This is a genomic window from Lactobacillus sp. (assembly GCF_051873315.1).
GTDB lineage: Bacteria > Bacillota > Bacilli > Lactobacillales > Lactobacillaceae > Lactobacillus.
The window spans coordinates 1-21,527 of record NZ_JBJEES010000102.1; the positions used below are offsets into that span (position 1 = coordinate 1).

Below are 21,527 nucleotides of genomic sequence, written 5' to 3' on the forward strand. Positions count from 1 at the left end.
GTTTTTTTCCGGATATTTGGCTACGTAGGCAGCCACCTCGCTTTTAACCCGGTCCAGTTCCCCGCCTAAAAGCAAGGGACTGACCAGGTGGTACTCACGGGGAAAGCCAGGCAAATCTAAAGTAGAAAAGATGATGTCATAGTCTTCCAGTTTTAATTGAGCCAGGCCAGAAGCCCGGGCGGTCTTGACCTGCTTGATTTCCGGAAGCTCTTTTTGCAGGCGGGTCGCCAGGATGGCTGACGTTCCCAAGCCGTTGTCACAAATCACCAGAGCCGACAGGTTGCGGCGTGGTTGCCGGTTGCCATATTCATTAGCAAAATACAAAAGCAGCAGCTGCAGCTCCGCGACATTTAGTTCCTCTGAAAAGTCCAGCTTCCAAGCAGCTGTGATTGCTTCGTAGAGCTTTGGAAAGTGCATGGTCAGCTGGCTTAAGGTCTCAATCCGCACGTTAGGCAGCCGCTTGACCTGATGCTGGAGCAAACCGGAAATGTGTTTTTGCAGCCGGCGGGCAAAGGCCGGGTTCTTGCTAAAGTCAAAATGTACCTGGTCAGAAACATCTTGAATAAATTGGCCAACCCGCAAATTGACAAAGACCTCCTGGTCGTCATTGGCAAAAGGCACCCGTTGGTCAGCATAAGCTTGCAGCTGGTTGGCCAAAAAGGCCACTTCATTTTGTGTCAATGTGACTTCTTCATCATCCAGCTTGGCGAAAATTTGGTAAACATAGCTTTGGTATTTCAAAGAATCTGGCTTAGCCGCCGTGTTTTCCACGCTTTTGCCCTGCCGCTGGCGGTCCAGGCTGATGGTAAACAGAAGGATCATTTCAATCAACTGGTAGTCGGTTTCAAAATTGAAAGACGGCAGCAGACCTTTGACAGCCTGCCAACATTTCTGTAAGTCCTTTTTGGGTAAAAGATCGATGAAAAAATTGCCTGACTTTTCCTGGCCCGGCTTATTGAGGTAGGCAAAAAAGACATAGTCATTGCTTTCACTGAGCAAAATACTGTTAAGAATTCTCCTCCGCTGGCTTTCCTTGCCGCTGATCTGGACCCCCAGACCCTTTGTCCGCTTGAGCAGCACTTGATACTTGGCCAAGGACCCATCTACCGCGTCCAAGTCGGTTTGAACGGTAGCTTCGCTAACACCCAATTGACCAGCCAAGGCAATGATTTTTTCCGGTTCGTCTTTCAATAAAAGCATGGCGGCCAGAGCATTACCCCGGTCTTCAGCCTTCATCTCTCCTTGACTCTGGCTTTCTTGCACTTCAGCGCGCAGGTCGGCAATCGCCTCAGTCGGTCCGGTCAGCTGCAGATAGCCCTTCTTGTTGGTCAAGGTCAAGTCTGATTTAGCCAGTTCCGGCCTCAGCAAGCCAAATTCCCGGTAGAGGGTCCGCCGGCTGGTCGCCAGCCTTTTTTCCACTTCCGCCAAACTGATGCCGTCTTCGTTTTCCAGCAAAATCTGCAAAATCCTTTTCTGCCGGTCGGTCACAATCATTGCTCTGCCTCCTCTGTCAAAATCACGCCACTATTGTAGCAAAAGTAAATTACTTTTGCTAAAGAATAATAATTACTTGCTTTTTTCAATAAAAATAGACAGACGCCTGGGCGCCTGTCTGTTTTGCTTATTTGCCTGTTACTAAAAATTATTCAACCGTGACGCTCTTAGCCAGGTTACGTGGCTTGTCAACGTCCAGGCCCTTGTTCTTGGAAGCGTAGTAAGCCAAAAGCTGAGTCGGCACTACTGACAGCAAAGCTGACAGGTAGTAGTCGATTTCCGGCAAAACGATGTTGTCGCCTTCCTTGGCAAATTGCTTGCCAACAATAGTGATCACGTTGGCCCCGCGGGAAGCTACTTCCTGAATGTTGCCCCGGGTGAGGTCAGCCGTTACCGGGTCGTTGATCAAGGCAATAACTGGCGTGCCGTCTTCGATCAAGGAAATCGTCCCGTGCTTCAGTTCAGCAGCGGCGAAGCCTTCAGTTTGAATGTAGGAAACTTCCTTCAGCTTCAAGGCCCCTTCCAAGGCAACGGCGTGGTCAATCCCCCGGCCGATGTAGAAGGCGTTTCTTGATGGTACCAGGTACTTCTTGGCCAGTTCTTCGATCTTTTCCTTGCCGTCAACGATTTCCTGGATGCCTTCAGCAGCCAGGCTCAAGCCTTGCTTCAAGTTCCAGTCCTTGGCATCCTGGTCGCCCAGCTTTTCACCAACAGCCTTGGCCAAAATTGCCTGCAGGGCAACTTGGGCAGTGTAAGCCTTGGTTGAAGCAACGGCAATTTCCGGACCAGCATTCAAAAGCATGGTGTAAGTTGCTTCTCTTGACAAGGTTGACCCTTCAACGTTGGTCATGGTCAAGCTTGGAATCCCCCGCTTGTTGGCTTCAGTCAAGACCACGCGGGAGTCTGCAGTTTCACCAGATTGGGTCAGGAAGATGAAGAATGGGTGCTTGGACATCATTGGGAAGTGGTAGCCAGCTTCTGAAGCATAGCCAACTTCAGTTGGGATGCCCGTAAACTTCTCAAAGATCTGCTGGCCAACCAGACCTGCATGGTAGGAAGTACCAGCCGCGAAGATGTAGATCCGGTCAGCTTGGCTGACAGCGTCGACGATCTTTTCGTCAACAACTGGCTTGCCTGCTTCATCCAGGTAGTCAGTTGACAAACGGCGCATTACAGCTGGCTGTTCATCAATTTCCTTGAGCATGTAGAATTCGTAAGTGCCCTTAGAAGCGGCATTCGGGTCGATGTCCAAAACGTGGGCTTCTCTTTCAACCTTGTTGCCGTCGTAGTCTTGGATTTCGATTGAGTCCTTGGTTACGTCAGCACAGTCGCCGTCGTTCAAGGCGATAAAGGTCTTGGTTTGGTCCAGAACGGAAATCGCGTCTGACGCGATAATGTTGAAGCCATCGCCCAGGCCCAGCATCATCGGGCTCTTGTTCTTAGCAATGTAAATGTGGTCTGGCTTGGTGTTGTCTACCAGCAAGAAGGCGTATGAACCCTTGACCAGCTTCAAAGCCTTCTTGAAGGCGGTAAAAGCATCCAGATTGTCTTCCTTGGCAAACTTAGCTACCAATTGCACGATAACTTCAGTGTCGGTTTCAGACTTGAAGTGAACGCCTTCCAGGTACTTTTCCTTCAGTTCCAGGTAGTTTTCAATAACGCCGTTGTGGACCAGGTAGAAGCGGCCGTCTTCTGAGTAATGCGGGTGGGCGTTTTCTACTGTCGGATGGCCGTGGGTTGCCCAGCGGGTGTGGCCGATCCCGGTCGTCCCTTCTTCTTCTGGCGTCAGCTTCTCTTCCAGATTGGCGATCCGGCCGACTGCCTTGGTCAAGTATTCATGCCCTTGTAAATCATTGAGGTAGATACCGGCTGAGTCGTAGCCGCGGTATTCCAAGTTCTTCAAACCGTTCAAAACAACTTCTCTAGCTGGCTTGCCAACTACACCGACAATTCCGCACATATGTCTTCTCCTTTGGTCTAGTTCAATTTAAGTGATTGGACTAATTTGTATTTTTGCGCTTGCAATAGGAATCATAGCTGTTTTTTTGGCCCGGGTCAAGTCTTTACTCTCAAATTGGTATAATTGTAAGCGGTAAATTGGCCAGCTTAACTTTTTCTTTGCAAAAAGGTCTAAAAAAAGCCCCCATCTTGCCAGATGGAGGCTTAAAATCAATCTTCTTTCTTGTCTTCTTCCTCGTTGCTCTCCGCGCTGACCGGGATTGGCCGGTGCTCAATCGGAGTTGAGAAGGCGATTTCGGTCTTGGTGCGGCCGAATTTCTGCAGCTCGTTGACTAAGTGGTCCAGTTCTTCTGGCCGCCGGTAGGCCGCCTGGATCAGCATGGAGTAGTCCCCCGTCACGCAGTCGCACTGGATGACGTTTGGGATCTTCTCGATGAAGGGATAGAACTCGCTCTTGTCTTCCGGCTTGACTTCCAGATTGATGAAGGCCTTGACCACGTAACCCATGGACGAGTAGTCGATGTCAGCGTAGTAGTGCTTGATAAGGTCGTTGGCTTCCATCCGTCTGATGCGGTTGGCTACGGCCGGAGAAGACATGAAATTGGCTTCCGCGATATCCTTGACGGAAATGCGGGCGTTCTTTTCCAACATTTGTAAAATGCGTCGGTCGGTTTTATCGATTTTGTATTCAACCATTTCGTTCTCCCACCTATTCAACAGCTGCACTGGTTATTTTAATCGTTTTATTAAAAATATTATATTCCTACAAGAACTCAGCGCAAGGCTTTTTCTGAAAAAAGACTTATAGCTTGCATCCCGCCCTTAAGCAAAGAAGCTGACAATCAAGGTGAAGATCGGCAGTCCCCCTTGCATCAAAAGGATCTTCGGCTGACTGGTCACGGCCCCGTAGGCCGCTACCAGGATCATGTAAGCCAAGAGCAGCTGCAGGACAAGCTTGCTCAAGGCAAAGGCAGCAATCAAGGTCAAGACTGCCAACAAGCCGTTGTAAATCCCCTGGTTCTTAAAAAGGACGTTCAAAGCCGGACGGCGCAGTTCCTCTTGGCTGATCTGAAAGACTTCCGCGGTTTTCTTGGAAGTCGTTGCAAAAGTTTCCAAATACATGATGTAGAAGAACTCTGCCGCCACCAGGCAGGCTAAAATTTGCAAAGCTATTTTCATTGTTAACTCCTCACTTTGTCAAATCAACATAAGCTGATAGTGATATTTTACTTAAAACAGGATGATAAAGTCAAACCATATGTTGACTATTATTCACAGTCGTTGCTCAAATCTGCGATTTTCCTGGCCGGTATGCCGGCAAATACCCCATTGGCTGGCAGATCCTGGGCCACTACGGCTCCGGCTTCCACAATCACGTTGTCGCCGATTTTGACCCCGGCTAAAACCGTGACCCTTGCTCCAAGGCAGACGTCATTGCCAATTTCAACCCCCTTGGCCTGGGCCAGGCGCTGGCGGCGCTGGTGGGTTGACCGGGGATGGGCAATTGTCGTTAACAGGCAGTTGGGGCCAAAAGTCACGTAGTCGCCAATGTGGACCTCGCCGGCATCTTCGATGGTTAAACCGCTGGCCGCAAAAAAGTGGTGGCCGATATAGATGTTGGGCCCATTCAGGCAGCTGAAGCTGGTTCCAAAGACGGCCTGGTCCCCCAAAGCTCCCAGGTGCATCTTTAAGCGCAAGAGCTGGGCCGGCCGGTCCAGGTTGTTTCCCTGCCTCAGTTCATCGTTCCAGATGATCCCGGCTTCTTGATAATACTCAACTTCCGGGGCGGTCAACTGGTAGAAGCCGCCAGCGCGCATTTTTTCTAATTCATTCATGGTCTTTTTCCTTTAAGCTTTTTCTCAACAGTTAATTATAAGCGAAAACGTTTATTAAAAAAGCTTTCAACAGAAAAAATGCTCTGAAAAATCAAACCATATTCGTGCTGGTCACATAGGCCCGCTGGCCTGGCATCTCTGCTACCAGCTGCAGGCGGAGGCGACCAGAATAATTCTTAATCCGGAAATTCTCTTCAACGATTTCGCCATCAGCTTGGCTGCCCAGACGCCTCAAGAGGGCATAAAATTCCTTCTTATAGATGGTCTCAAAAATTTCGCCCTCCAAGCGCAAAGACTTGATCAAATTCTGGGAGGCCTTGTTGGCATAAATGAGCTCAAGTTTTCCTTTCCGATCCAGGACAACCATGACCGGAACGGTTTCCACCAGCTCTTGGTTATTTCTCCCGCTGAAAGGATACAAGGCATTCAAAACATTGACCTGGCCGATCTTTTGGTAAAAGTCGTGCTCAGCCTGGCTTTCAAATTCCAGGCCCCGCTCCTTCCTTTTGGCCGCAATCTTGTCTTTTGGCAGGGGCTGGGAGAAGTAGAAGCCCTGGGCCAAAACGCAACCGATAGAATGGAGGAAGTCGTATTCGTCCTTGGTCTCCACCCCTTCTGACAGAGTCTCAATGCCCAGCCGCTTGGCCATGTCGATCACGTCCATCAAGATAGTTGGCGTTTTTTCATTGGCGTGACGAAGAAAGGCCATGTCGATCTTGAGCAGGTCAAAGTCAAAGTTCTGCAGACTGTTTAAAGATGAGAAGCCGCTGCCGAAGTCGTCCAGCCAGACCTGGTAGCCGTCTTCGTGGAAGCGGCTGATGTGTTCCCGGATGACGGCCTCAGTATTGCTGAGCAAGGCTGACTCGGTAATTTCAATTCTGATCTGATTGCTCTTTACTCCATGCTGGTTCAAAATGGCGTTGATTTTTTCATGCAGGTCGGGCAGCTCCAGGTCATAACGGGACAGGTTGACTGAAACCATTGGGTAGTTTTCGTCTTTTTGCATGGCATCTGCCAAGTCCTGGCAGACCAGGTCCAAAATATGCAGGTCCAGCTTGTGGATAAGGTGCCCCCGCTCCAGGACTTCAATGAATTCACCCGGGTTCAAAAAGCCGTAATTAGGGTCAACCCAGCGGGCCAACGCCTCATAAGTACTGATCTTGGAGCTGAAGGTGTCCACGATTGGCTGGTAGTAGACCTTGATCCAGCCCTTGGCCACAGCTTCATCAATGTGACTGAGGAGGTAGTTTGCCAAAGTCAGATCAGCTTCCATTTTCGGATCATAACGGCAATAGTAGTTCCGGTAGTTGCCGACGGCATTGTTGGCCGCGATTCTGGCCCGGTCCATGACAAAAGAAACCTGCTGGTCATTGGCCGACAGCGGGTAGATCCCGGCCCTGATCGAAGCCCCGAAGGCTTCATCCCCGATAATGGCGTCATGAATATTCCTAATGGCTTGATCTACTTTGTTATCGGGAACCAAAGCGTAAAAGTGGTCAGCAACCGGCCTGACCAGCCAGGGGCTGCCCACTTCTTGGCCAATCACTTGAGCCAGGCGCTTTAAAAGCTCATCGCCAGCTTTTAGCCCATGCTCCTTGTTAAAAAACTTGAAATTGCTGATGTCAAAGTGGACCAGGTCCAGTTTCATACCAGGATCAGCCTTGATTTCGGCTAATTCATAGGCAACATGGTGGCGGAAGGCCGTCACGCTGCACAGGCCAGTCACGCTGTCAGCTGAAGAGCCTTTTTCCACGTAAAAGGACTTTTGCAAAAGCCCTGACATGTGGCTGGAAACAATCTGCATGACCGGAAGGGCCAGATCCATGTCTTTAGGTTGGTCCACCCCGACAAAGCCGACCAGGTCATTTTCAAAGTAAAATGGGCACAAGACCAGACTGCTGATCTCCTGGCGGGAAAATATCCCATATAACACGGGATCAGCCTCCTTGAAAGCCGCCATGTCGCTGATATAGTAACCAGAATTTTCCCTAAAGGCCTGGGCAAAAGGCGAGCCAAGATCAGCCCGCGGCATGTCCTGCAGGGTCGCCCGCTCGGAAACAACTCCCGGCGCGCACCATTCATAGGTGTTGTCATAGAGCTGCTTGTCATTCAGCTGGAAGATATAGGTTCGGGCAGCCCCCAGCTTTTCCCCGATTTCACCGAGGAAGATCATGATCGCGTCGCTAGGATCCCCATCCTGCATGGCCCGGTCCATACAGTGGTTCATCATTCCTACATAGCCCATCATTTTATTTGCTTCCGCGGGAGAAAGACTGCTGAAATCAAAATTCCTCTTAAAAGCACCAAATTTTTCCAAGCTTTACCTCACAAGCAAAACACGAATTTCCTAGTCAAAACACCGTTAACTGAAGAAGGCACTCGCGGCTTGGCCGGAGTGTCTACCTTTTAAAGCAAAAAATACTATAAAGCATTCGATTAGTAAAATCAAGTTATTAGCGCAGGATAATAAAATACTTATTAACTAAGCTGAGAAACACTGTTCTTCATTGTTTTTATATGATATTTCATAAATTATTTATTATCGAATTTGTCTTTTTTCTCCAGGTATTCCAGCAAAAAAGCCTGGGCTAAAGAGTTCGGCCGGATCTGCCGGCGGGCTTCTTCTATGCTCAGCCAGTTCCAGGCGTCGATTTCTTCGTTGGGGATAACCCTTTCCTTCTGGTCAACGGTCACCGTATAGTTGAGCATTAAGGTGTTTGAGGGGGCAAAATACTGACTGCGGTTGAAGTGGAGGCTTTTGGCCGTAAGGTGAAGCTCCTCCATTAATTCTCTTTGGCAAGTGTCTTCAGCGTTTTCCCCTTTATTAACGTAGCCAGCCACCAGGATATAGGAGTCCTTACCATACTGCTTGATTAAGAGGACCTGGTCGCCTGCTTCATTCATTACGATCATGCTGACGGCAACAGAAAATACCGGAAAGCGGAAGTCCCCGCATTGTTCGCAATATGGGATCAAGCCATCCAGAGGCAACTCCTTTTTAGTCAATTTTTGCCCGCATTGGGGGCAGTAGTTCAGTTCAAACATTTTTTAGTCACTCGCTTATCTACTCAATCTGTTATCTGCTTCAGTAGTTAACATTTAGATATACTTGCTGCCTTCCCGCCGGCTCAAAGGACTAAGTTGGCGGGAAGCGATATAGCTTCTGACCCAGGCCGGGTTGGTCTTCGAGTAGTCCCTTAAGGCCCAGCCGATAGCCTTGTTGACAAAAAACTCCTGGCTGCCCAGGTTGAGGTCGATGATTTGCCCCAAAAGGTCTGGGTCCGTTGCCTCTTTTAAGCCTAGCTGGAATTCTATTGCCGTCCGCCGGACCCAAAAGTCGGGATCTTGTGCCCAGGCCAGCATGAGAGCGGCCGTCTTTTCCCTGTTTTCCTCATCTCTGACAAAAACCTGCCCCACCAGTTTGACCAGGCCATCGACGCTGTCCCACCAGGACTTGGTCTCAGCCAGCTACTTGATTTTTCCTAAATCCTTAAAAGTCAGCTGCCTTTCTACTCTTTTCAAGTAGTCCAAGGCAAAGTACTGTATTTCCCGGTAGTCGTCCTTAAAGCAGAGGTCAACCAGGTCCCAATCTATTTCTTCTTTAGTCACACCCTTTAAAAAAGGTCTGGATAGGTCCCGGCGCAAGGGACTCTTGATCCCGTAGAAAGGAAAAAGATTCCGCATGTACTTGCTCATGGCCTGGGCGTTTTCTTCATTGGCAGCAGCTGCATAAGCCTTTTTAACTGCCTGGTACTTTGAAAAAGAAGTCATTTTTTCACCGAGCTTTCATCTTTATGTCAGTCTGTATGGTAAAATATAAGCTATTGTGTGCTCTAGCACAATAGTTTCTAATTTATATTTTCTAGTTTTTACTTTCTATTTGTTATTTTAACTTGATTTATGGAGGATCAACATGAAAGAAAAGTTGACGCATGCTGAGTCGCTGACGATTTCCAGCATGCTCTTTGGCCTCTTCTTCGGGGCCGGGAATCTGATTTTTCCTGCCTACCTGGGGGAAGCCAGCGGGGCCAATCTCTGGATCTCCCTCTTGGGCTTCTTGATCACCGGGGTGGGCCTGCCCCTTTTGGCCATCGCCTCTTTGGGGATGACCAGGTCAGAAGGGCTTTTAGATCTCTCAAGCCGGGTCAGCCACAAGTACAGCTACTTCTTTACCTGCCTTCTGTACTTGACCATCGGGCCCTTCTTCGCCATTCCCCGCTGCTTCACGGTTCCTTTTGAAACCGGGATTTCAGCTCTATTGCCAAGCGGGATGAGCAAAAGCACCGGCCTCTTTATTTTCTCACTGATCTTCTTTTCGATCATGCTTTTCTTCTCTTTGAGACCGGGCCGGATCATGGACTGGATCGGCAAGTTTCTGACTCCGGCCTTCTTGCTCTTTTTCTTCTTTATCATGATCACGGCGCTTCTTCATCCCTTGGGCAACTACCAGGCAGTCAAGCCAGTTGGCGAATACGCCAGCGCCCCGTTAATCAGCGGGGTCTTGGCCGGCTACAACACCATGGATGCTTTAGCGGGCCTGGCCTTTGGCATCATCGTCATCTCCAGCATCCGGACCTTCGGGATCACCAAGCCGGAAAAAGTTGCTTCCGCGACTTTGAAGACCGGGGTCCTCACCTGCCTTTTGATGGCGGTGATCTATGCCATTACCGCCCTGGTCGGAGCCCAGAGCCGGAGCAGCCTGGGTCTGGCCGCTAACGGCGGGGAAGCCCTGTCCCAGATTGCCCGCCACTACTTCCCAGGTCTGGGGGCGGTAATTTTTGCCTTGATGATCTTCGTGGCCTGCCTTAAGACGGCGATCGGCCTCATCACGGCCTGCAGCGAGACTTTTGTGGAAATGTTCCCCAAGACCCTGTCTTACAACAAGTGGGCCATCATCTTCAGCCTCCTGGCCTTTGGGATTGCCAACGTGGGTCTGACCACCATCATTTCCTTCTCCCTGCCAGTCTTGATGCTGCTCTATCCGCTAGCGATTTCCTTGATCCTGCTGGCACTGACCAGCAAGCTCTTTGACTTTAAGCAGGTCGACTACCAGATCATGACGGCTGTTACCTTCCTCTGCGCCCTGGGCGACTTCTTCAAGGCTTTGCCGGCAGGGATGCAGGTCAAGGCGATTACCGGCCTTTACGGCCGCTTTCTGCCTCTTTACCAAGATGGCCTGGGTTGGCTGGTTCCTGTCGCTGTTACCTTTGTCATTTTGGCCATTAAGGCCTCAATCAGCAAAAAACGCGCCTAACGCAAAAACAGAGTTTCCAATTAAGAAGGAAACTCTGTTTTTTCTATTTTCTGATGAATTGCTCATCGCCAGCTGCTTCTTCAGCTGAGACGTAGCGTTCAACGCTCATGTGCAGGTCATACTTCTCGCGCAGCTGGGCCAATTGGCCCATCATCGGTGAAGCGTGGTGGGCATCCAGTGCCGCCTGGTTTTCCCAGCTGTCGATCAAAAGGATGGTTTCCGGGTCATCCAGGGGCTGGAAGTATTCATAGCGGAGGTTGCCAGCTTCTTCCCGGATGGCCTTGGCCACCCCGCTTGCTTCCATTTCCGCCGCGAACTTGCGGGCACTGCCGTTTTGGCCGCGATAGTAAAGGTTGACTGTTAAACTCATTTTTTCTCCTGCTTTCTGCTTAAGTATCCGCTTACATATCTAGCTTACCAGATTTTTCCTCTTCTGACCGGTCTGGAATTCTCAGCCAGTGCTTGCCCGGCTCATGAATGTTGAAGCGTTTGGCCAGGTAGTCCGGGTCACTGCTTTTGATAAAAGCAATGCCCCAGTTCTCCAAGGCTTCAGCCACTGGATACAGGCTCTGCCCCAGCTGGCTTAAGCTGTATTCCACATGTGGCGGCACTTCAGGATAGACCTTCCGGTCGACCAGCTGGTCTGCCTGCATCTCTTTCAAGCTCTGTGTCAGCATCTTCTGACTGACGCCGACGACCCCCTTTTTCAATTCGCCATAGCGCTTGGGCCCCTGCAGCAGCTCCCGCAAAATCAGAATCTTCCACTTGCTGTCCAGCAGGGAAATGGTCACCGCGCAGGGACAAATGTCAAATCTGCTGATATCTTCAGCCATAATCATCACCTCTAATGCCCATGATAGCACAATACTAACTTTTAGTAACCAACCTTACAAAAAAGTGGCTACTTACCAAAAGTTAGTTACGGTAGTAAGCTGAGAACCGTAGAGAGAAAAAACTGTTGTTTAAAGAATGAGAGGTTTGAGATTTATGGAATTTTTAGACGCGGTTAAAAGCCGTCACTCAGTCAGAGACTTCAGCAAGCGGGAGGTCAGCCGCGAAGACTTGCTGGCCATTGTTAACGCAGCCAAGCTGACCCCCTCTTGGGCCAACAGCCAAACTTGGAAGCTGGTGATTGCCAGCGGTGAGACCCTGGAAAAGATCCGTCGCCACCACGAGTCTGCCGTCGGCCAGGAAAACCAGGACAGCCCGGAAGTGCCGCCGCTGCACCGGGATACCATGGGCCCGGCAGGGATGAAGAACGTGAGCGGCTGGATGAGCGGCATCAACAATTTCATGAGCAAGGACCCGCAGGCCATGGCTAAAGACGCGGCCAGCCTGTACAATGCCCCGGCCGTTGCTTATCTGCTGATGCCGCGCGCTACTGCCCCGTATTCAGCGTACGACCTGGGTGCCTTTGGTCAGACCTTGATGCTGGCCGCCGCTGACCGGGGGATCGACTCAATCCCGGCCATGGAATACGTTCTCTACCCTAAGTTCCTGCACGAAGCACTGGATGTGGGCGATGATTACGTTTTTGCCTTGGGCATCGGCCTTGGCTACGAAAAAGACGACTCCTTGATCAACCATTTCCGGGCAAGCAGAATGGACAATGACGAATTCTTGACATTTAAAGACTAAAAATAAAGATCCACTCCAAAAGTTTTGGGAGCGGATCTTTTGCGTTTTCAGTATTCAGAGTTTTCTAAAAACTACCGGTATTCACAGTCCGCCAAATGGTCGTTGACGATGCCGATGCTTTGCAAAAATGAGTGGGTGATCACCGGGCCAACGAACTTGAAGCCGCGCTTCTTGAGGTCCTTACTGACCTCTTTTGACAAGTCGCTTTGGGCCGGGACTTCTTCAAGCTTTTCATAATGCCGGTCGACCTGCTGGCCCGCCGTAAAATGCCAGAGATAGGCATCAAAGCTGCCGTATTCTTCCTGCACTTTCAAAGCCGCCTGGGCATTGCTTCTGACGCTGAAAATCTTGCTCCGGTTGCGGATCAGCTTTTGATTTTTCAAAAGAGCTTCCAACTCTTCGTCAGTCATCGCCGCACAGGCCGCGATTTCAAAGTCATGAAAGGCGGCCTTGTAGGAATCCCGCTTGTGCATAATCGTCCGCCAAGACAAGCCCACGCTGGCGCCTTCCAAGCAGAGCAATTCAAACTCGAAGCGGTCGCTGCGCTTGATCTTGCACCACTCATAGTCATGGTATTCTTCCAGCAGCTTGTCGCCTTCCGCCCACCGGCGGCAAATGTTTTCGCTCATTTGGTCCTCCTTGACAAAAATCTTTTGCTTACTATTGAAGTATCTTTCCTACCAATCGGCAGTTTCTTTCTCATACACCTGCTTGCGGAACTGCTGGGGCGACTTGCCCGTCAGCCGCTTGAAAAACTGGGAAAACTGGCTGGGACTAGAGTAGCCCAGCTGCTGGGCTAAAGCGGTCACCGACTCATCGCTGAAGCGAAGCAACTGCTTAGCCTTCAAGAGCCGCTGCTGGTCGATGTAATTTTTGATCCCTTGGCCAGTCTCTTCCTTAAACACATGCTGCAGATAAGACTGGCTGACGTGCAGCTGGCCGGCAATTTCCGCCAAATCCGGGGGCGGATTCAAGTTCTCACTTATATACTGCTGGGCCCGATAGACCAAGGGACTGACTGCCTGCCGCTTTTGCTGGCACAAACGGTTGATAAAAATCTCCCCGATCGCCCGGGTGTATTCGTACAGGTTGGAAATCTGCACGTCGCTCTCGATTCCCTTGATGATCTCATCGCTGAGCTGGTAGGCTTCTTGAATGCTCAAACCACCTTCGATCGCCGCCCGGGTATAAAGGGTCGTGGCCGAAATCGCCAGATCCTTCTTGCTTCTAAGCGAGGAAGGATTGAAGCGGCCAAAATTCCCGACTTGGACGAAGTGGCGGAAATCATGATTGTAGCGGTCAAGGTCGCCGCGGCGGACATCAGTCATGATTTTCTCTTCAGCCAGGCGCCCTTCCAATGTCGGCTGGTTATCTTGCAAATTCATTCCCAAATTGTCCCCGGTCGCAATCTGCCCGATATTTTCATTAAAAACCGGCTCTCTTTGATAAAGCATCCAGTACAGGCAAAAGACCAAGTGGCGGAAACGCTCCACGCTCAAAAGGGGAACCTGCCGATCATAGTTTCCCTTCCCCTTCAAAGAATAACTGGTGCTCCAGGCCACGATGAGCTCCTGCTCATAAGGAAAAGCGGCCAGCAGGCTGAGATACTTTTCCTGCTTCAGCTGGACCTCTTTGCCCTGCTCCTTGGCCAAATTCCGCAAAAGCTGCTTTTTGGGCAAAACCGCCAAGGGCCGGGTATAGCTCTCAATGATTTTTTCTTCTTTAACCGAATACAGGCACAGGTCCAAATCCGTGGCCTGCTGAAATTCGCTTAACAGTTTTGTCGTCTCTAGCATTTGTAATCGCTCTCTTTTTAACGCTTTATCTAAAATTATAGCACGAATTATAAAAAAGCGTTCTGGAAATCCCGCATAATAGTAACCGTTAAGAGATGAAGCGGTTACAAATGTCCGCGATACCATGTCTGAGGTGACAACAAGTGAAGATAAGCAATATTCAAATCAACCACATGACTGAGCCGGTTGGCTTTCAGCTGGCCAGCCCCCTCTGGATCTCTGCCGAGCTGACCGGGGCAGCCGTCAAGACCGTCAGCTGCCGCCTGGTTATCAAGACCGCCGGCGAAACCGTCTACGACACGGGCCTTGCAGAAGGCAGCAGCCTTATTTTCCAGACTGACATCGACTTACAGCCCCGCAGCCGCTACGAAGTCGAAATTTTTGCCGCTAGCGGCGAAGAAAAAATTTCTGCCTCCAGCTTCTTTGAAACTGGCTACATGAAAGAAAACCTGCTGGGCAAGTGGATCGGCGACCCGCAAAAAGACCGTCACGGGGTGATCTTCCGCCGCCGCTTCACCAGCCGCAATGTCCAACAAGCCCGCCTCTACGTAACCGCCCTTGGTCTTTACGAGGTCTGGCTGGACGGGCAAAAATTAGGCGACGAATACCTGGCTCCCGGCTTTACCGACTACAACTACTATTTGCAAAGAGCCGTCTACGATGCCAGCCCCCTTTTAGCCAAAAATGGCAGCCACGAGCTGGAAATCATGGTGGCTGACGGCTGGTACCGGGGCAAATTGGGACTTAAAGAACACGGCGGGATCGCCAACAACTATGGCGACCAATTGATGGCTGTCTGCGACTTGCGGATGCTGGACGAGGATGGCCAAGAAGAAATCATCACGACCGATGAAAACTGGGACCTGGTCCAGTCCCCGGTGCCGCACTCCGGCATCTACTACGGGGAAGACTTTGACCCGACCCTACCTAAACGAAAGTTAGGTCAAGCAGTTCTGGTTAAGCCAGTCAGCCGCTACATCATCGACCGGCTCAGCCTGCCAATTACCGGGCATGAAGTTTTTTCAGCCAAATTGCTTAACACGCCAAGCGGGGACTGCGTCCTGGACTTTGGCCAAAACCTGGCCGGCTGGGTTGAATTCTACAACCGCCTGCCAAGAGGCGAGAAAGTCGACCTGCAGTTTGGCGAAATCCTGCAAAATGGAGAATTCTACCGGAACAACCTCCGCTCAGCCCGGGCCAGCTTCACTTATGTCAGTGACGGAGAGGCCGCTTGGGTCCGCCCCCACTTCAGCTACTTCGGCTTCCGCTATGCCAAGTTGACCGGCTTTGGCCAAATCGACCCAGCTGACTTTAAGGCTGTGGCCCTGTACTCCGACATGCAAGAAACTGGCTGGCTGAAGAGCAGCCGGAAAGAAGTCAACCGCCTCTTTGAGAACGTAAAATGGGGGCAGAAGTCCAACTTCATCGATGTTCCAACCGACTGCCCGCAGCGCGATGAGCGCCTGGGCTGGACCGGGGACGCGGCAGTTTTTGCCAAGACGGCTTCCTACAACATGGACACATACGAATTTTTCAAAAAATTCAGCTATGACATGGCCGTCGAACAAAGCCAATATGAAGGCAAGCTTCCCCTCTACGTGCCGAGCGTCGGTGAAAAAGACGGGGGCAAGGCCGTCTGGAGCGACGCCAGCGTCATCATTCCTTGGCAGGCCTACTCCCGCAGCCAGGACCCGGCCATTTTGAAGCAAAACATCGGAGCCATGATGTCCTGGGTCGACTGGGTCCATGACCGGGCGCAAGCCGCCGGCAACGAATACCTCTGGCTGGGCGACGACCAGCTGGGCGACTGGCTTGCCCTGGACACCGAAGACATCATGCACTTAAAGGGCAAGACCGACGACGACCTGATCGCCAGCGCCTTTTACTACCACTCAGCCAGTCTGCTGGCCCAAAGCGCCCAAGTGCTGAAAATGAAGCATGAACAGCAGTACTACCGGCAGCTGGCCAAATTGATCAAGCAGGCCTTCTTGGAAGAATTCTTCACCAAGTCCGGCCGGCCTTTAGCCGACACGCAAACCGGCTTAGCCATCTGCCTCAGCTTCGGCCTTTACCCGGATCAGGAAAAAGACCGCTTAGTCCGCCGCTTGGTTGACATTATCGAAAAGAACCATAAGCACTTAAGCACCGGCTTTGTGGGCACGCCCCTTTTATTGCCGGCCCTGTCCAGAAACGGGGAGCACAAGCTGGCCGTCCGCCTCTTTTTGAACAACGATTTCCCTAGTTGGCTCTACGAAGTTGAGCACGGAGCCACGACCATCTGGGAAAGATGGGATTCCGTTGATTCCTCCGGCAAGATCGCCCAAAATGGGATGAACTCCCTCAACCACTACTCAAGCGGCGCTGTCATGCAGTGGGCTTATGAAGACCTGCTGGGCTTAAAGCAAGATGGCAATCTGGTCAGCTGGCAGCCGCGGATCAGTCCGGAATTTCCGGAATTTGCTGGGCAGATTTCCCTGCCGGCCGGCAGCTTGCAAGCGGGCTGGGAAATCATCAGTCCAAACGAAGTCAAGCTGCACTTAACCGTGCCTTTTGGCGGCCAGGTCAACCTGGACCTAGCAGAAATGCAAAAAATGCTGGGGCCGGGCACTTACGAATTTACCATCATCCCCGACCAGCCCCTGCTTACCTCCTTTGACGTGCACACGCCGCTGAAGGACTACTGCCAAATCGAAAGCTTGGCCGACCAGCTGCAGGACCTGGTGCCTTTCTGGGGTTTTTTGACCGCGCCGGGCAACCTGGACCACTTTCAGGACTTCTCCTTATACCAGCTCAGCCAGGAGATGCGGGGCATCGGCTTCAAGCCATTAGATAAAAACGAAATCAAGCAAATCAACCAATTATTCCAAAATTATTCTTTGCAAAAAGCAAGCGAGGTAGCAAAATGAAACGCTTTTTCTCAAAATTGGCCATTCTTCTATTGAATGTCTTCGTGGTCGCTTCTGGCGCCACGGCCGCCACTGTTCCTTTGATGACCAAGTCCTTCAGCAATGTCAGCCCAACCATGATCGAGCTCTTGATGACGGTGCCGGCCTTGGGGATCATCTTTTTTACGCCATTGAGCAACTTCATCGTTGACCGGATCGGGGTCAAGAAAGACATCATGCTTGGTCTTTTGATCATCTTGATCTCCGGGGTTACGCCAGCTTTGACCACCAACTTTGCCTTGATCTTCATCTCCAGAATCGGGATCGGGGTCGGGACCGGGATGCTGGCTTCCTACGCTTTAGCCTTGATCATCGCCCTTTACCAGGGCCAGGAACAAGGACAAATGATGGGTCTTTCCAGCGTCGTTCAAGGGCTGGGGATGTTCCTCATGACCTACTTTGCCGGCTCTTTGATGCGCTACGGCTGGCAGGCTTCCTACTGGGTTAACGCTTTTGCCCTCCTGGTCTTCTTGCTCGTCCTCTTCTTTATTCCAAGCAGCATTGACCAAAAGTTCGCGGCCAGCCAAAACCCGCAAAAGCAAGTCAAGACTGACAAGCACGTTGACGGTCCTGTCTGGCTCTTGGCCATCTTCATGTTCTGCTTCAACGCGACTTTCGCCTTCATCACCATCCGCTTTGCCAGCCTGGTTGTTGCTAAGGGCTACGGCACTGTCCAAGACGCCAGCACCTTGCTGGGGGTAATGTCTTTTGCTATGGCCGCTGGCGGCTTCATCTTCATGGCCTTGAAGGGGGGCATCAAGCACTTCTCCATGGCGATTGCCCTGGCTTGCGGGACCTTAGCCTTTGTCATCCTGCCTTTGTCAAACTCCTTAGTCCTCAGCGGCCTGGCTGTCGTTTTGGTCGGCATCGCCGTTTCCATGTCCATGGTTTCCATGGGTTCCTACGTGGGTGACTTCACCAGCCCTTCCCGGGTGCCATTCTCAACTTCCGTGGCCATGTCAGCCGCCAACATCGGGACCTTGGTTTCACCATACATTGCCCAGGCAGTAAGCAAGATTTTTGGCAGCAATTCTCCAGCAACCACCTTCGTCTTTGGGGCCTTCGTCTTCGCCATCCTCTTGGTCGTAGCCATCTTGATCGGAGTCAACTACAATAAGCTGGCCCAAGGTTCAAAAGCAAAGAAAGTAGACAACACTAACAATTTGGAGGGACAAAATGCTTAGTCAAGCAGCTGAAAAAGCAATCGAATTTTCAAGAAAATACATCAAGCCGGCCCAAAGAGAGCCGCTTACGCCAGACGTAGTCCAAGGGGCCCGCAAGTCAGCTGATGACGGCAACCCCTTCAGCTTCCCGGCTGGGGTAACTTTAGAAGAAGTAACCAGTCCGGTTAAAGGCGAATTTTACCGGCTGGAAGAAAAAACTTCGCCTGACACGGTCCTCCTTTTTTTGCATGGGGGTGCCTACGCTACCGGGACGGTCAAGTCCCGCCGCCGGCTGGCGGTAACTTTGGGCCAATTAGTCTCCTGCGACGTCTTTGCGGCTGACTACGCCCAATACCCGGAAGGCCGGCATCCCGCGGCCCAAAACGATGTTGAAGCCGCCTACGCTTACTTGAGAGGACGCTTTAGCCACATCCTGGTCTTCGGCGAATCCGCCGGGGCCAGCCTGGCCTTGACCTTGACCTTGTCCTTAAAGGCAAAAGGTGAAAAATTGCCAGACCGCCTGGCCCTCTTTTCCCCGGTTATTTCCCAGCTCAGTATTCTGACTTCAGAATACTTGAACGATGACCGGGACCCGATGCTGGTTGGGGCCGGCGACCCCGTTCCGTATTTCACCGAGCCGGCCAAGAAGGATCCCTTGATTTCACCGATTTACGGCGACTACCAGGGCTTTCCGCCAATGATGATCAATTGCGGCAGCGAAGAGGTCAAGCTGGACCACTCCTTGATTTTGAACTACCTCGCCACTAAGGCCGGCGTTGACACGACCTTGAAGGTCTGGCCAGGACTTTTCCACGTCTTTGTCCTTTTTGACATGCCGGAAAGCGACCAGGCTTTAAAGGAGATCTCGGCTTTTTTGAGAAAGGACTAACGCTTCAGCATGACAACATTTCTTTGCTTAGACATCGGAGGCACCAAGTTAAAAAGCGCCCTGGCCGACGAAGAGGGCAACTTGACTGACAAGCAGACCAGCCCCACCCCGGCGGTAGCTGAAGCCTTTACCGGCAAGATCCAGTCTTTGGTCGGCCAATATAAAGAGCAGATCAGCGGGATCGCCATTAGTACGCCTGGTACGGTTGATCCTGTGACCCAGCGCCTGCGCTTTGGAGGGATGCTGCCTTTTCTGGACGGAATCAGTTTTAGTAACTTGCTCTGCGATTTTGACCTGCCAATTCATGTCGAAAATGACGGCAAGGCCGCGGCTTTAGCTGAAGTCTGGCAGGGCAGCTTAAAAGGCACCGATACTGGCGCCGTTATCGTCTTAGGGACGGCGGTTGGCGGCGGGATTATCATCAACCATCGCCTCCACTATGGCCTGCATGCTCAAGCCGGGGAATTCAGCTTCATGATGACCCGGGATCCAGCTGGCGGCGATGAAAAAATGGTGGCCCACAACAGCTCAGCTGTAGAAATGGTCCAAGCTATGAACCAAGCAGCTGGGAACGTCGACCTCTTAGACGGACAGGCAGCTTTTGCCAGCGCGGCCAGCGGCAACCAGGCGGCTCTGGCGGTGTTGGACCAGTGTAGCCTCAACCTTGCCCAGCTGATCTTGAACATCCAGACCATCATTGACGGCGACCGGGTAGCCATCGGCGGCGGTGTTTCCGCCCAGCCCCTCCTGCTTGACCGGATCAAGGCAGCTTATGAGCGGCTGACCAAAAGTCCGGCCATCATCGGCGAAACTTTGACCAAACCGGAGATCGTGGCCGCCAAATTCCGCAATGATGCCAACTTGCTGGGGGCCTTATACGGTCTTTTGCAAAATACCAATTTTGACTTAAAGGAGGCAGCCGATGAATTCTAAAAAAGCCATGCTCGTCGGCCGGATTGCCAGCATCATGTCAATTCTGATGTACGTTTCCTATTTTCCGCAGATCATGAACAACCTGCACGGTCAATACGGCAACCCCGTTCAGCCGCTTGTGGCCTGCATCAACAGCACTTTTTGGTGCAGCTACGCCCTATTGCAAAAGTACAAGGACTGGCCGGTCTTTATTGCCAATGTTCCAGGCATTATTTTTGGCCTAATCACTTTCCTAACGGCCCTGCACTGATTCTGATATTTTCCATCTTCTATCTTATATATTTAGCTTTTTAAAAATTCGGTAAAAAACTCCCTCTGGCAAATCAGTAATGCCAGAGGGAGTTTTGTTCTCTATTATAAGTCCAGCAGGCCGTCTTCATCAAGAATTTGCACCTGCTTGCCATTCCTTTTAACCAAAGTCATTTTTTCGAGGAGTTTGAATTTGCGAGAGAGAGTTTCGGGAGTAGTTCCGAGGTATAATGCAATATCTTTCATCTTCATGGACAGCTGGACCTGGTCGCTTCCAGCCACCTTAGCCAAGTCCAAAAGGTAGCTGGCCAGTCTTTCTTCGACTCTTTCCATAGCCAAAAACTGGGTCTGTCTTTCTGTTTCCAGCAGCTTCTGGGCACTGAGTTCCAGCAATTTGAGGGAGAGCTGGGGATTTTCCAGGAGAACCCGGTTGAAGTCTGTCTTGCTCAAGCTGCAGATCTCCGTGTTCTCCATGGCCTGGCCGAAGAAGCTGTCATTTTCCAGGCCAAAAAGCTGCTTTTCCCCTTCATAGCCGCCCGGCTCTACAACCCGGAGCAGCTGCTCGCGTCCGCTGGCGGACAACTGATAAACCTTCATGTTCCCCCGGGCCACGATCTGCAGCTTTTCATCCCCTGGCTGGAAAATCGTCTCACCTTTTTGATAGCGCCGGCGGCTGGCCAGGGAATTGATCTTAAGCTGGTCTTTTTCTGGCAGGTCCGCGAACAGCGGGACCAGGCTGACACATATATGCTGCATTTTCCTCTCCTCTGCTGGTAAAAATTAGCCCTGGACCAAGTGGTCGAATTCTTCCAGGATCTGGTAGGTCATGGTCATCGCCCCGCAAGCATCAGCTGGGATGGCGTAGCCGGCGGTCAATTCCCGCAGCTTGGCAAAGTCGGCCGTCAAGTCTTCCTGGCCACTCTTGACCTCTTTTTGAATATTTTCGTAAAGCTTGCGGACCTCAAAGACTTCCGGGTGGTGGGCACCGTGGGCCTTGGTAATTGCCTGCGTATATAAGTCTAACATTTCATCGTTCTTTGCGAAAAATTCCTTGATCATCATTTTTCTCCTTTTTTCAATCAGTCGTTTTATTGTTTCTTTTTTTCTTTTGCTTTTCTTGTTTTTCTTTTATTTAGCACTGGCCTTTAAAACGTCATAGCCGATGTTTTTCACGGTCTGGCTGATCGTCTCCAGGCTGGTTTTGGCCGGGTCAAAGCTGGCCTTGGCCTTGCTGGCGTTGAAGAGGACCTTGACGCTGGTCTTTTCAACCCCGTCAACGCTGGCAATCGCCCCTGCGATCTTCTGCATGCAGGTCGGGCAGGCTAACGTTTCGAGTTGTAAAATTGCTTTTTGCATGATTTTTCGTCCTTTC

20 protein-coding genes and 2 pseudogenes are annotated in these 21,527 nt (G+C 51.2%); 7 read left to right on the forward strand and 15 right to left on the reverse strand.

Translation table 11 applies throughout. From position 1 onward, the window contains the following. The 8 genes and pseudogenes from ACI32D_RS05980 to ACI32D_RS06015 form a co-directional block, all read right to left on the reverse strand. Window positions 1-1,494, reverse strand: a 1,494-nt coding sequence (locus ACI32D_RS05980) for a BglG family transcription antiterminator (protein ID WP_439775696.1), incomplete at its 3' end; no start/stop codon positions are given. A 148-nt stretch (window positions 1,495-1,642) separates the two neighbouring features. Then, window positions 1,643-3,454 (reverse strand): glutamine--fructose-6-phosphate transaminase (isomerizing), encoded by a 1,812-nt coding sequence (glmS, locus tag ACI32D_RS05985; RefSeq protein WP_439775697.1) that lies wholly within the window; start codon window positions 3,452-3,454, stop codon window positions 1,643-1,645. Window positions 3,455-3,663: 209 nt separating this feature from the next. Beyond that, a complete protein-coding gene (locus ACI32D_RS05990) occupies window positions 3,664-4,149 on the reverse strand; it encodes an Lrp/AsnC family transcriptional regulator (protein WP_439775698.1) in 486 nt (161 codons plus the stop codon). A gap of 126 nt (window positions 4,150-4,275) precedes the next feature. After that, complete coding sequence (locus ACI32D_RS05995) at window positions 4,276-4,632, reverse strand: DUF1304 domain-containing protein (RefSeq protein WP_439775699.1); 357 nt, start codon at window positions 4,630-4,632, stop codon at window positions 4,276-4,278. Window positions 4,633-4,721: 89 nt separating this feature from the next. Next, window positions 4,722-5,288: a DapH/DapD/GlmU-related protein gene (locus ACI32D_RS06000; protein WP_439775700.1), complete on the reverse strand. Its 567-nt coding sequence runs from the start codon at window positions 5,286-5,288 to the stop codon at window positions 4,722-4,724. A 91-nt stretch (window positions 5,289-5,379) separates the two neighbouring features. Continuing rightward, window positions 5,380-7,536, reverse strand: a complete 2,157-nt coding sequence (locus ACI32D_RS06005) for an EAL domain-containing protein (RefSeq protein ID WP_439775701.1) — start codon at window positions 7,534-7,536, stop codon at window positions 5,380-5,382. Window positions 7,537-7,820: 284 nt separating this feature from the next. Beyond that, the gene (locus ACI32D_RS06010) at window positions 7,821-8,333 is read right to left on the reverse strand and encodes an NAD(+) diphosphatase (protein WP_439775702.1); all 513 of its coding nucleotides are present in this window, start codon (window positions 8,331-8,333) and stop codon (window positions 7,821-7,823) included. A gap of 54 nt (window positions 8,334-8,387) precedes the next feature. After that, a pseudogene (locus ACI32D_RS06015) lies at window positions 8,388-9,059 on the reverse strand (DNA alkylation repair protein). A 142-nt stretch (window positions 9,060-9,201) separates the two neighbouring features. On the opposite strand from ACI32D_RS06015, the gene brnQ reads away from it, so the two are divergent. Further along, entirely contained in the window at window positions 9,202-10,542 is a 1,341-nt protein-coding gene (gene brnQ / locus ACI32D_RS06020; protein WP_439775703.1) for a branched-chain amino acid transport system II carrier protein, read from the forward strand. Window positions 10,543-10,585: 43 nt separating this feature from the next. On the opposite strand, the gene ACI32D_RS06025 is transcribed toward brnQ, so the two are convergent. Further along, window positions 10,586-10,912, reverse strand: coding sequence for a putative quinol monooxygenase (locus ACI32D_RS06025; RefSeq protein WP_439775704.1), 327 nt, complete (start codon window positions 10,910-10,912; stop codon window positions 10,586-10,588). Window positions 10,913-11,063: 151 nt separating this feature from the next. Then, a pseudogene (locus ACI32D_RS06030) lies at window positions 11,064-11,381 on the reverse strand (winged helix-turn-helix transcriptional regulator); the annotation flags it as partial. Between the two features lie 148 nt (window positions 11,382-11,529). Here ACI32D_RS06030 and ACI32D_RS06035 point away from each other — a divergent pair. After that, window positions 11,530-12,180 (forward strand): nitroreductase, encoded by a 651-nt coding sequence (locus tag ACI32D_RS06035; RefSeq protein WP_439775705.1) that lies wholly within the window; start codon window positions 11,530-11,532, stop codon window positions 12,178-12,180. Window positions 12,181-12,251: 71 nt separating this feature from the next. Here ACI32D_RS06035 and ACI32D_RS06040 read toward each other — a convergent pair whose 3' ends face one another. Both ACI32D_RS06040 and ACI32D_RS06045 read right to left on the reverse strand, forming a co-directional pair. Next, complete coding sequence (locus ACI32D_RS06040) at window positions 12,252-12,809, reverse strand: DNA-3-methyladenine glycosylase I (RefSeq protein ID WP_439775706.1); 558 nt, start codon at window positions 12,807-12,809, stop codon at window positions 12,252-12,254. A gap of 48 nt (window positions 12,810-12,857) precedes the next feature. Then, a complete protein-coding gene (locus ACI32D_RS06045) occupies window positions 12,858-13,976 on the reverse strand; it encodes a helix-turn-helix transcriptional regulator (protein WP_439775707.1) in 1,119 nt (372 codons plus the stop codon). Between the two features lie 143 nt (window positions 13,977-14,119). On the opposite strand from ACI32D_RS06045, the gene ACI32D_RS06050 reads away from it, so the two are divergent. From ACI32D_RS06050 to ACI32D_RS06070, 5 genes are read left to right on the forward strand one after another with little or no spacing between them, the layout of a single operon-like run. Next, window positions 14,120-16,882 carry a family 78 glycoside hydrolase catalytic domain gene (locus tag ACI32D_RS06050; protein ID WP_439775708.1) on the forward strand — a complete coding sequence of 921 codons (2,763 nt, stop codon included), beginning with the start codon at window positions 14,120-14,122 and terminating at the stop codon, window positions 16,880-16,882. Beyond that, complete coding sequence (locus tag ACI32D_RS06055; RefSeq protein WP_439775709.1) at window positions 16,879-18,105, forward strand: MFS transporter; 1,227 nt, start codon at window positions 16,879-16,881, stop codon at window positions 18,103-18,105. The genes ACI32D_RS06050 and ACI32D_RS06055 overlap by 4 nt, the downstream gene beginning before the upstream one ends. Further along, window positions 18,098-18,973 carry an alpha/beta hydrolase gene (locus ACI32D_RS06060; protein ID WP_439775710.1) on the forward strand — a complete coding sequence of 292 codons (876 nt, stop codon included), beginning with the start codon at window positions 18,098-18,100 and terminating at the stop codon, window positions 18,971-18,973. Before ACI32D_RS06055 ends, ACI32D_RS06060 begins: the two co-directional genes overlap by 8 nt. Window positions 18,974-18,982: 9 nt before the next feature. Next, entirely contained in the window at window positions 18,983-19,906 is a 924-nt protein-coding gene (locus tag ACI32D_RS06065; RefSeq protein ID WP_439775711.1) for an ROK family protein, read from the forward strand. Next, a complete protein-coding gene (locus ACI32D_RS06070; protein ID WP_439775712.1) occupies window positions 19,896-20,156 on the forward strand; it encodes a SemiSWEET family transporter in 261 nt (86 codons plus the stop codon). The genes ACI32D_RS06065 and ACI32D_RS06070 overlap by 11 nt, the downstream gene beginning before the upstream one ends. Before the next feature lie 104 nt (window positions 20,157-20,260). Here ACI32D_RS06070 and ACI32D_RS06075 read toward each other — a convergent pair whose 3' ends face one another. The 3 genes from ACI32D_RS06075 to ACI32D_RS06085 form a co-directional block, all read right to left on the reverse strand. Continuing rightward, window positions 20,261-20,911: a Crp/Fnr family transcriptional regulator gene (locus tag ACI32D_RS06075; RefSeq protein ID WP_439775713.1), complete on the reverse strand. Its 651-nt coding sequence runs from the start codon at window positions 20,909-20,911 to the stop codon at window positions 20,261-20,263. A gap of 24 nt (window positions 20,912-20,935) precedes the next feature. Further along, window positions 20,936-21,217, reverse strand: coding sequence for an iron-sulfur cluster repair di-iron protein, ric (locus tag ACI32D_RS06080; RefSeq protein ID WP_439775714.1), 282 nt, complete (start codon window positions 21,215-21,217; stop codon window positions 20,936-20,938). 66 nt (window positions 21,218-21,283) lie between these two features. After that, window positions 21,284-21,511 carry a heavy-metal-associated domain-containing protein gene (locus ACI32D_RS06085; RefSeq protein WP_439775715.1) on the reverse strand — a complete coding sequence of 76 codons (228 nt, stop codon included), beginning with the start codon at window positions 21,509-21,511 and terminating at the stop codon, window positions 21,284-21,286. Window positions 21,512-21,527: the final 16 nt, after the last annotated feature.

What these genes read in the sequence shown, in the direction of transcription:
- ACI32D_RS06035 (WP_439775705.1), top strand. Translation starts at nt 11,530, where the DNA reads ATGGAATTTTTAGACGCGGTTAAAAGCCGTCACTCAGTCAGAGACTTC.
- ACI32D_RS06010 (WP_439775702.1), bottom strand. Translation starts at nt 8,333, where the DNA reads ATGTTTGAACTGAACTACTGCCCCCAATGCGGGCAAAAATTGACTAAA.
- ACI32D_RS06080 (WP_439775714.1), bottom strand. Translation starts at nt 21,217, where the DNA reads ATGATGATCAAGGAATTTTTCGCAAAGAACGATGAAATGTTAGACTTA.
- ACI32D_RS06085 (WP_439775715.1), bottom strand. Translation starts at nt 21,511, where the DNA reads ATGCAAAAAGCAATTTTACAACTCGAAACGTTAGCCTGCCCGACCTGC.
- ACI32D_RS06060 (WP_439775710.1), top strand. Translation starts at nt 18,098, where the DNA reads ATGCTTAGTCAAGCAGCTGAAAAAGCAATCGAATTTTCAAGAAAATAC.
- ACI32D_RS06005 (WP_439775701.1), bottom strand. Translation starts at nt 7,536, where the DNA reads ATGATGGGCTATGTAGGAATGATGAACCACTGTATGGACCGGGCCATG.
- ACI32D_RS06025 (WP_439775704.1), bottom strand. Translation starts at nt 10,912, where the DNA reads ATGAGTTTAACAGTCAACCTTTACTATCGCGGCCAAAACGGCAGTGCC.
- glmS (WP_439775697.1), bottom strand. Translation starts at nt 3,454, where the DNA reads ATGTGCGGAATTGTCGGTGTAGTTGGCAAGCCAGCTAGAGAAGTTGTT.
- ACI32D_RS06055 (WP_439775709.1), top strand. Translation starts at nt 16,879, where the DNA reads ATGAAACGCTTTTTCTCAAAATTGGCCATTCTTCTATTGAATGTCTTC.
- ACI32D_RS06045 (WP_439775707.1), bottom strand. Translation starts at nt 13,976, where the DNA reads ATGCTAGAGACGACAAAACTGTTAAGCGAATTTCAGCAGGCCACGGAT.
- ACI32D_RS06000 (WP_439775700.1), bottom strand. Translation starts at nt 5,288, where the DNA reads ATGAATGAATTAGAAAAAATGCGCGCTGGCGGCTTCTACCAGTTGACC.
- ACI32D_RS05990 (WP_439775698.1), bottom strand. Translation starts at nt 4,149, where the DNA reads ATGGTTGAATACAAAATCGATAAAACCGACCGACGCATTTTACAAATG.
- ACI32D_RS06040 (WP_439775706.1), bottom strand. Translation starts at nt 12,809, where the DNA reads ATGAGCGAAAACATTTGCCGCCGGTGGGCGGAAGGCGACAAGCTGCTG.
- ACI32D_RS06065 (WP_439775711.1), top strand. Translation starts at nt 18,983, where the DNA reads ATGACAACATTTCTTTGCTTAGACATCGGAGGCACCAAGTTAAAAAGC.
- ACI32D_RS05995 (WP_439775699.1), bottom strand. Translation starts at nt 4,632, where the DNA reads ATGAAAATAGCTTTGCAAATTTTAGCCTGCCTGGTGGCGGCAGAGTTC.
- ACI32D_RS06070 (WP_439775712.1), top strand. Translation starts at nt 19,896, where the DNA reads ATGAATTCTAAAAAAGCCATGCTCGTCGGCCGGATTGCCAGCATCATG.
- ACI32D_RS06075 (WP_439775713.1), bottom strand. Translation starts at nt 20,911, where the DNA reads ATGCAGCATATATGTGTCAGCCTGGTCCCGCTGTTCGCGGACCTGCCA.
- brnQ (WP_439775703.1), top strand. Translation starts at nt 9,202, where the DNA reads ATGAAAGAAAAGTTGACGCATGCTGAGTCGCTGACGATTTCCAGCATG.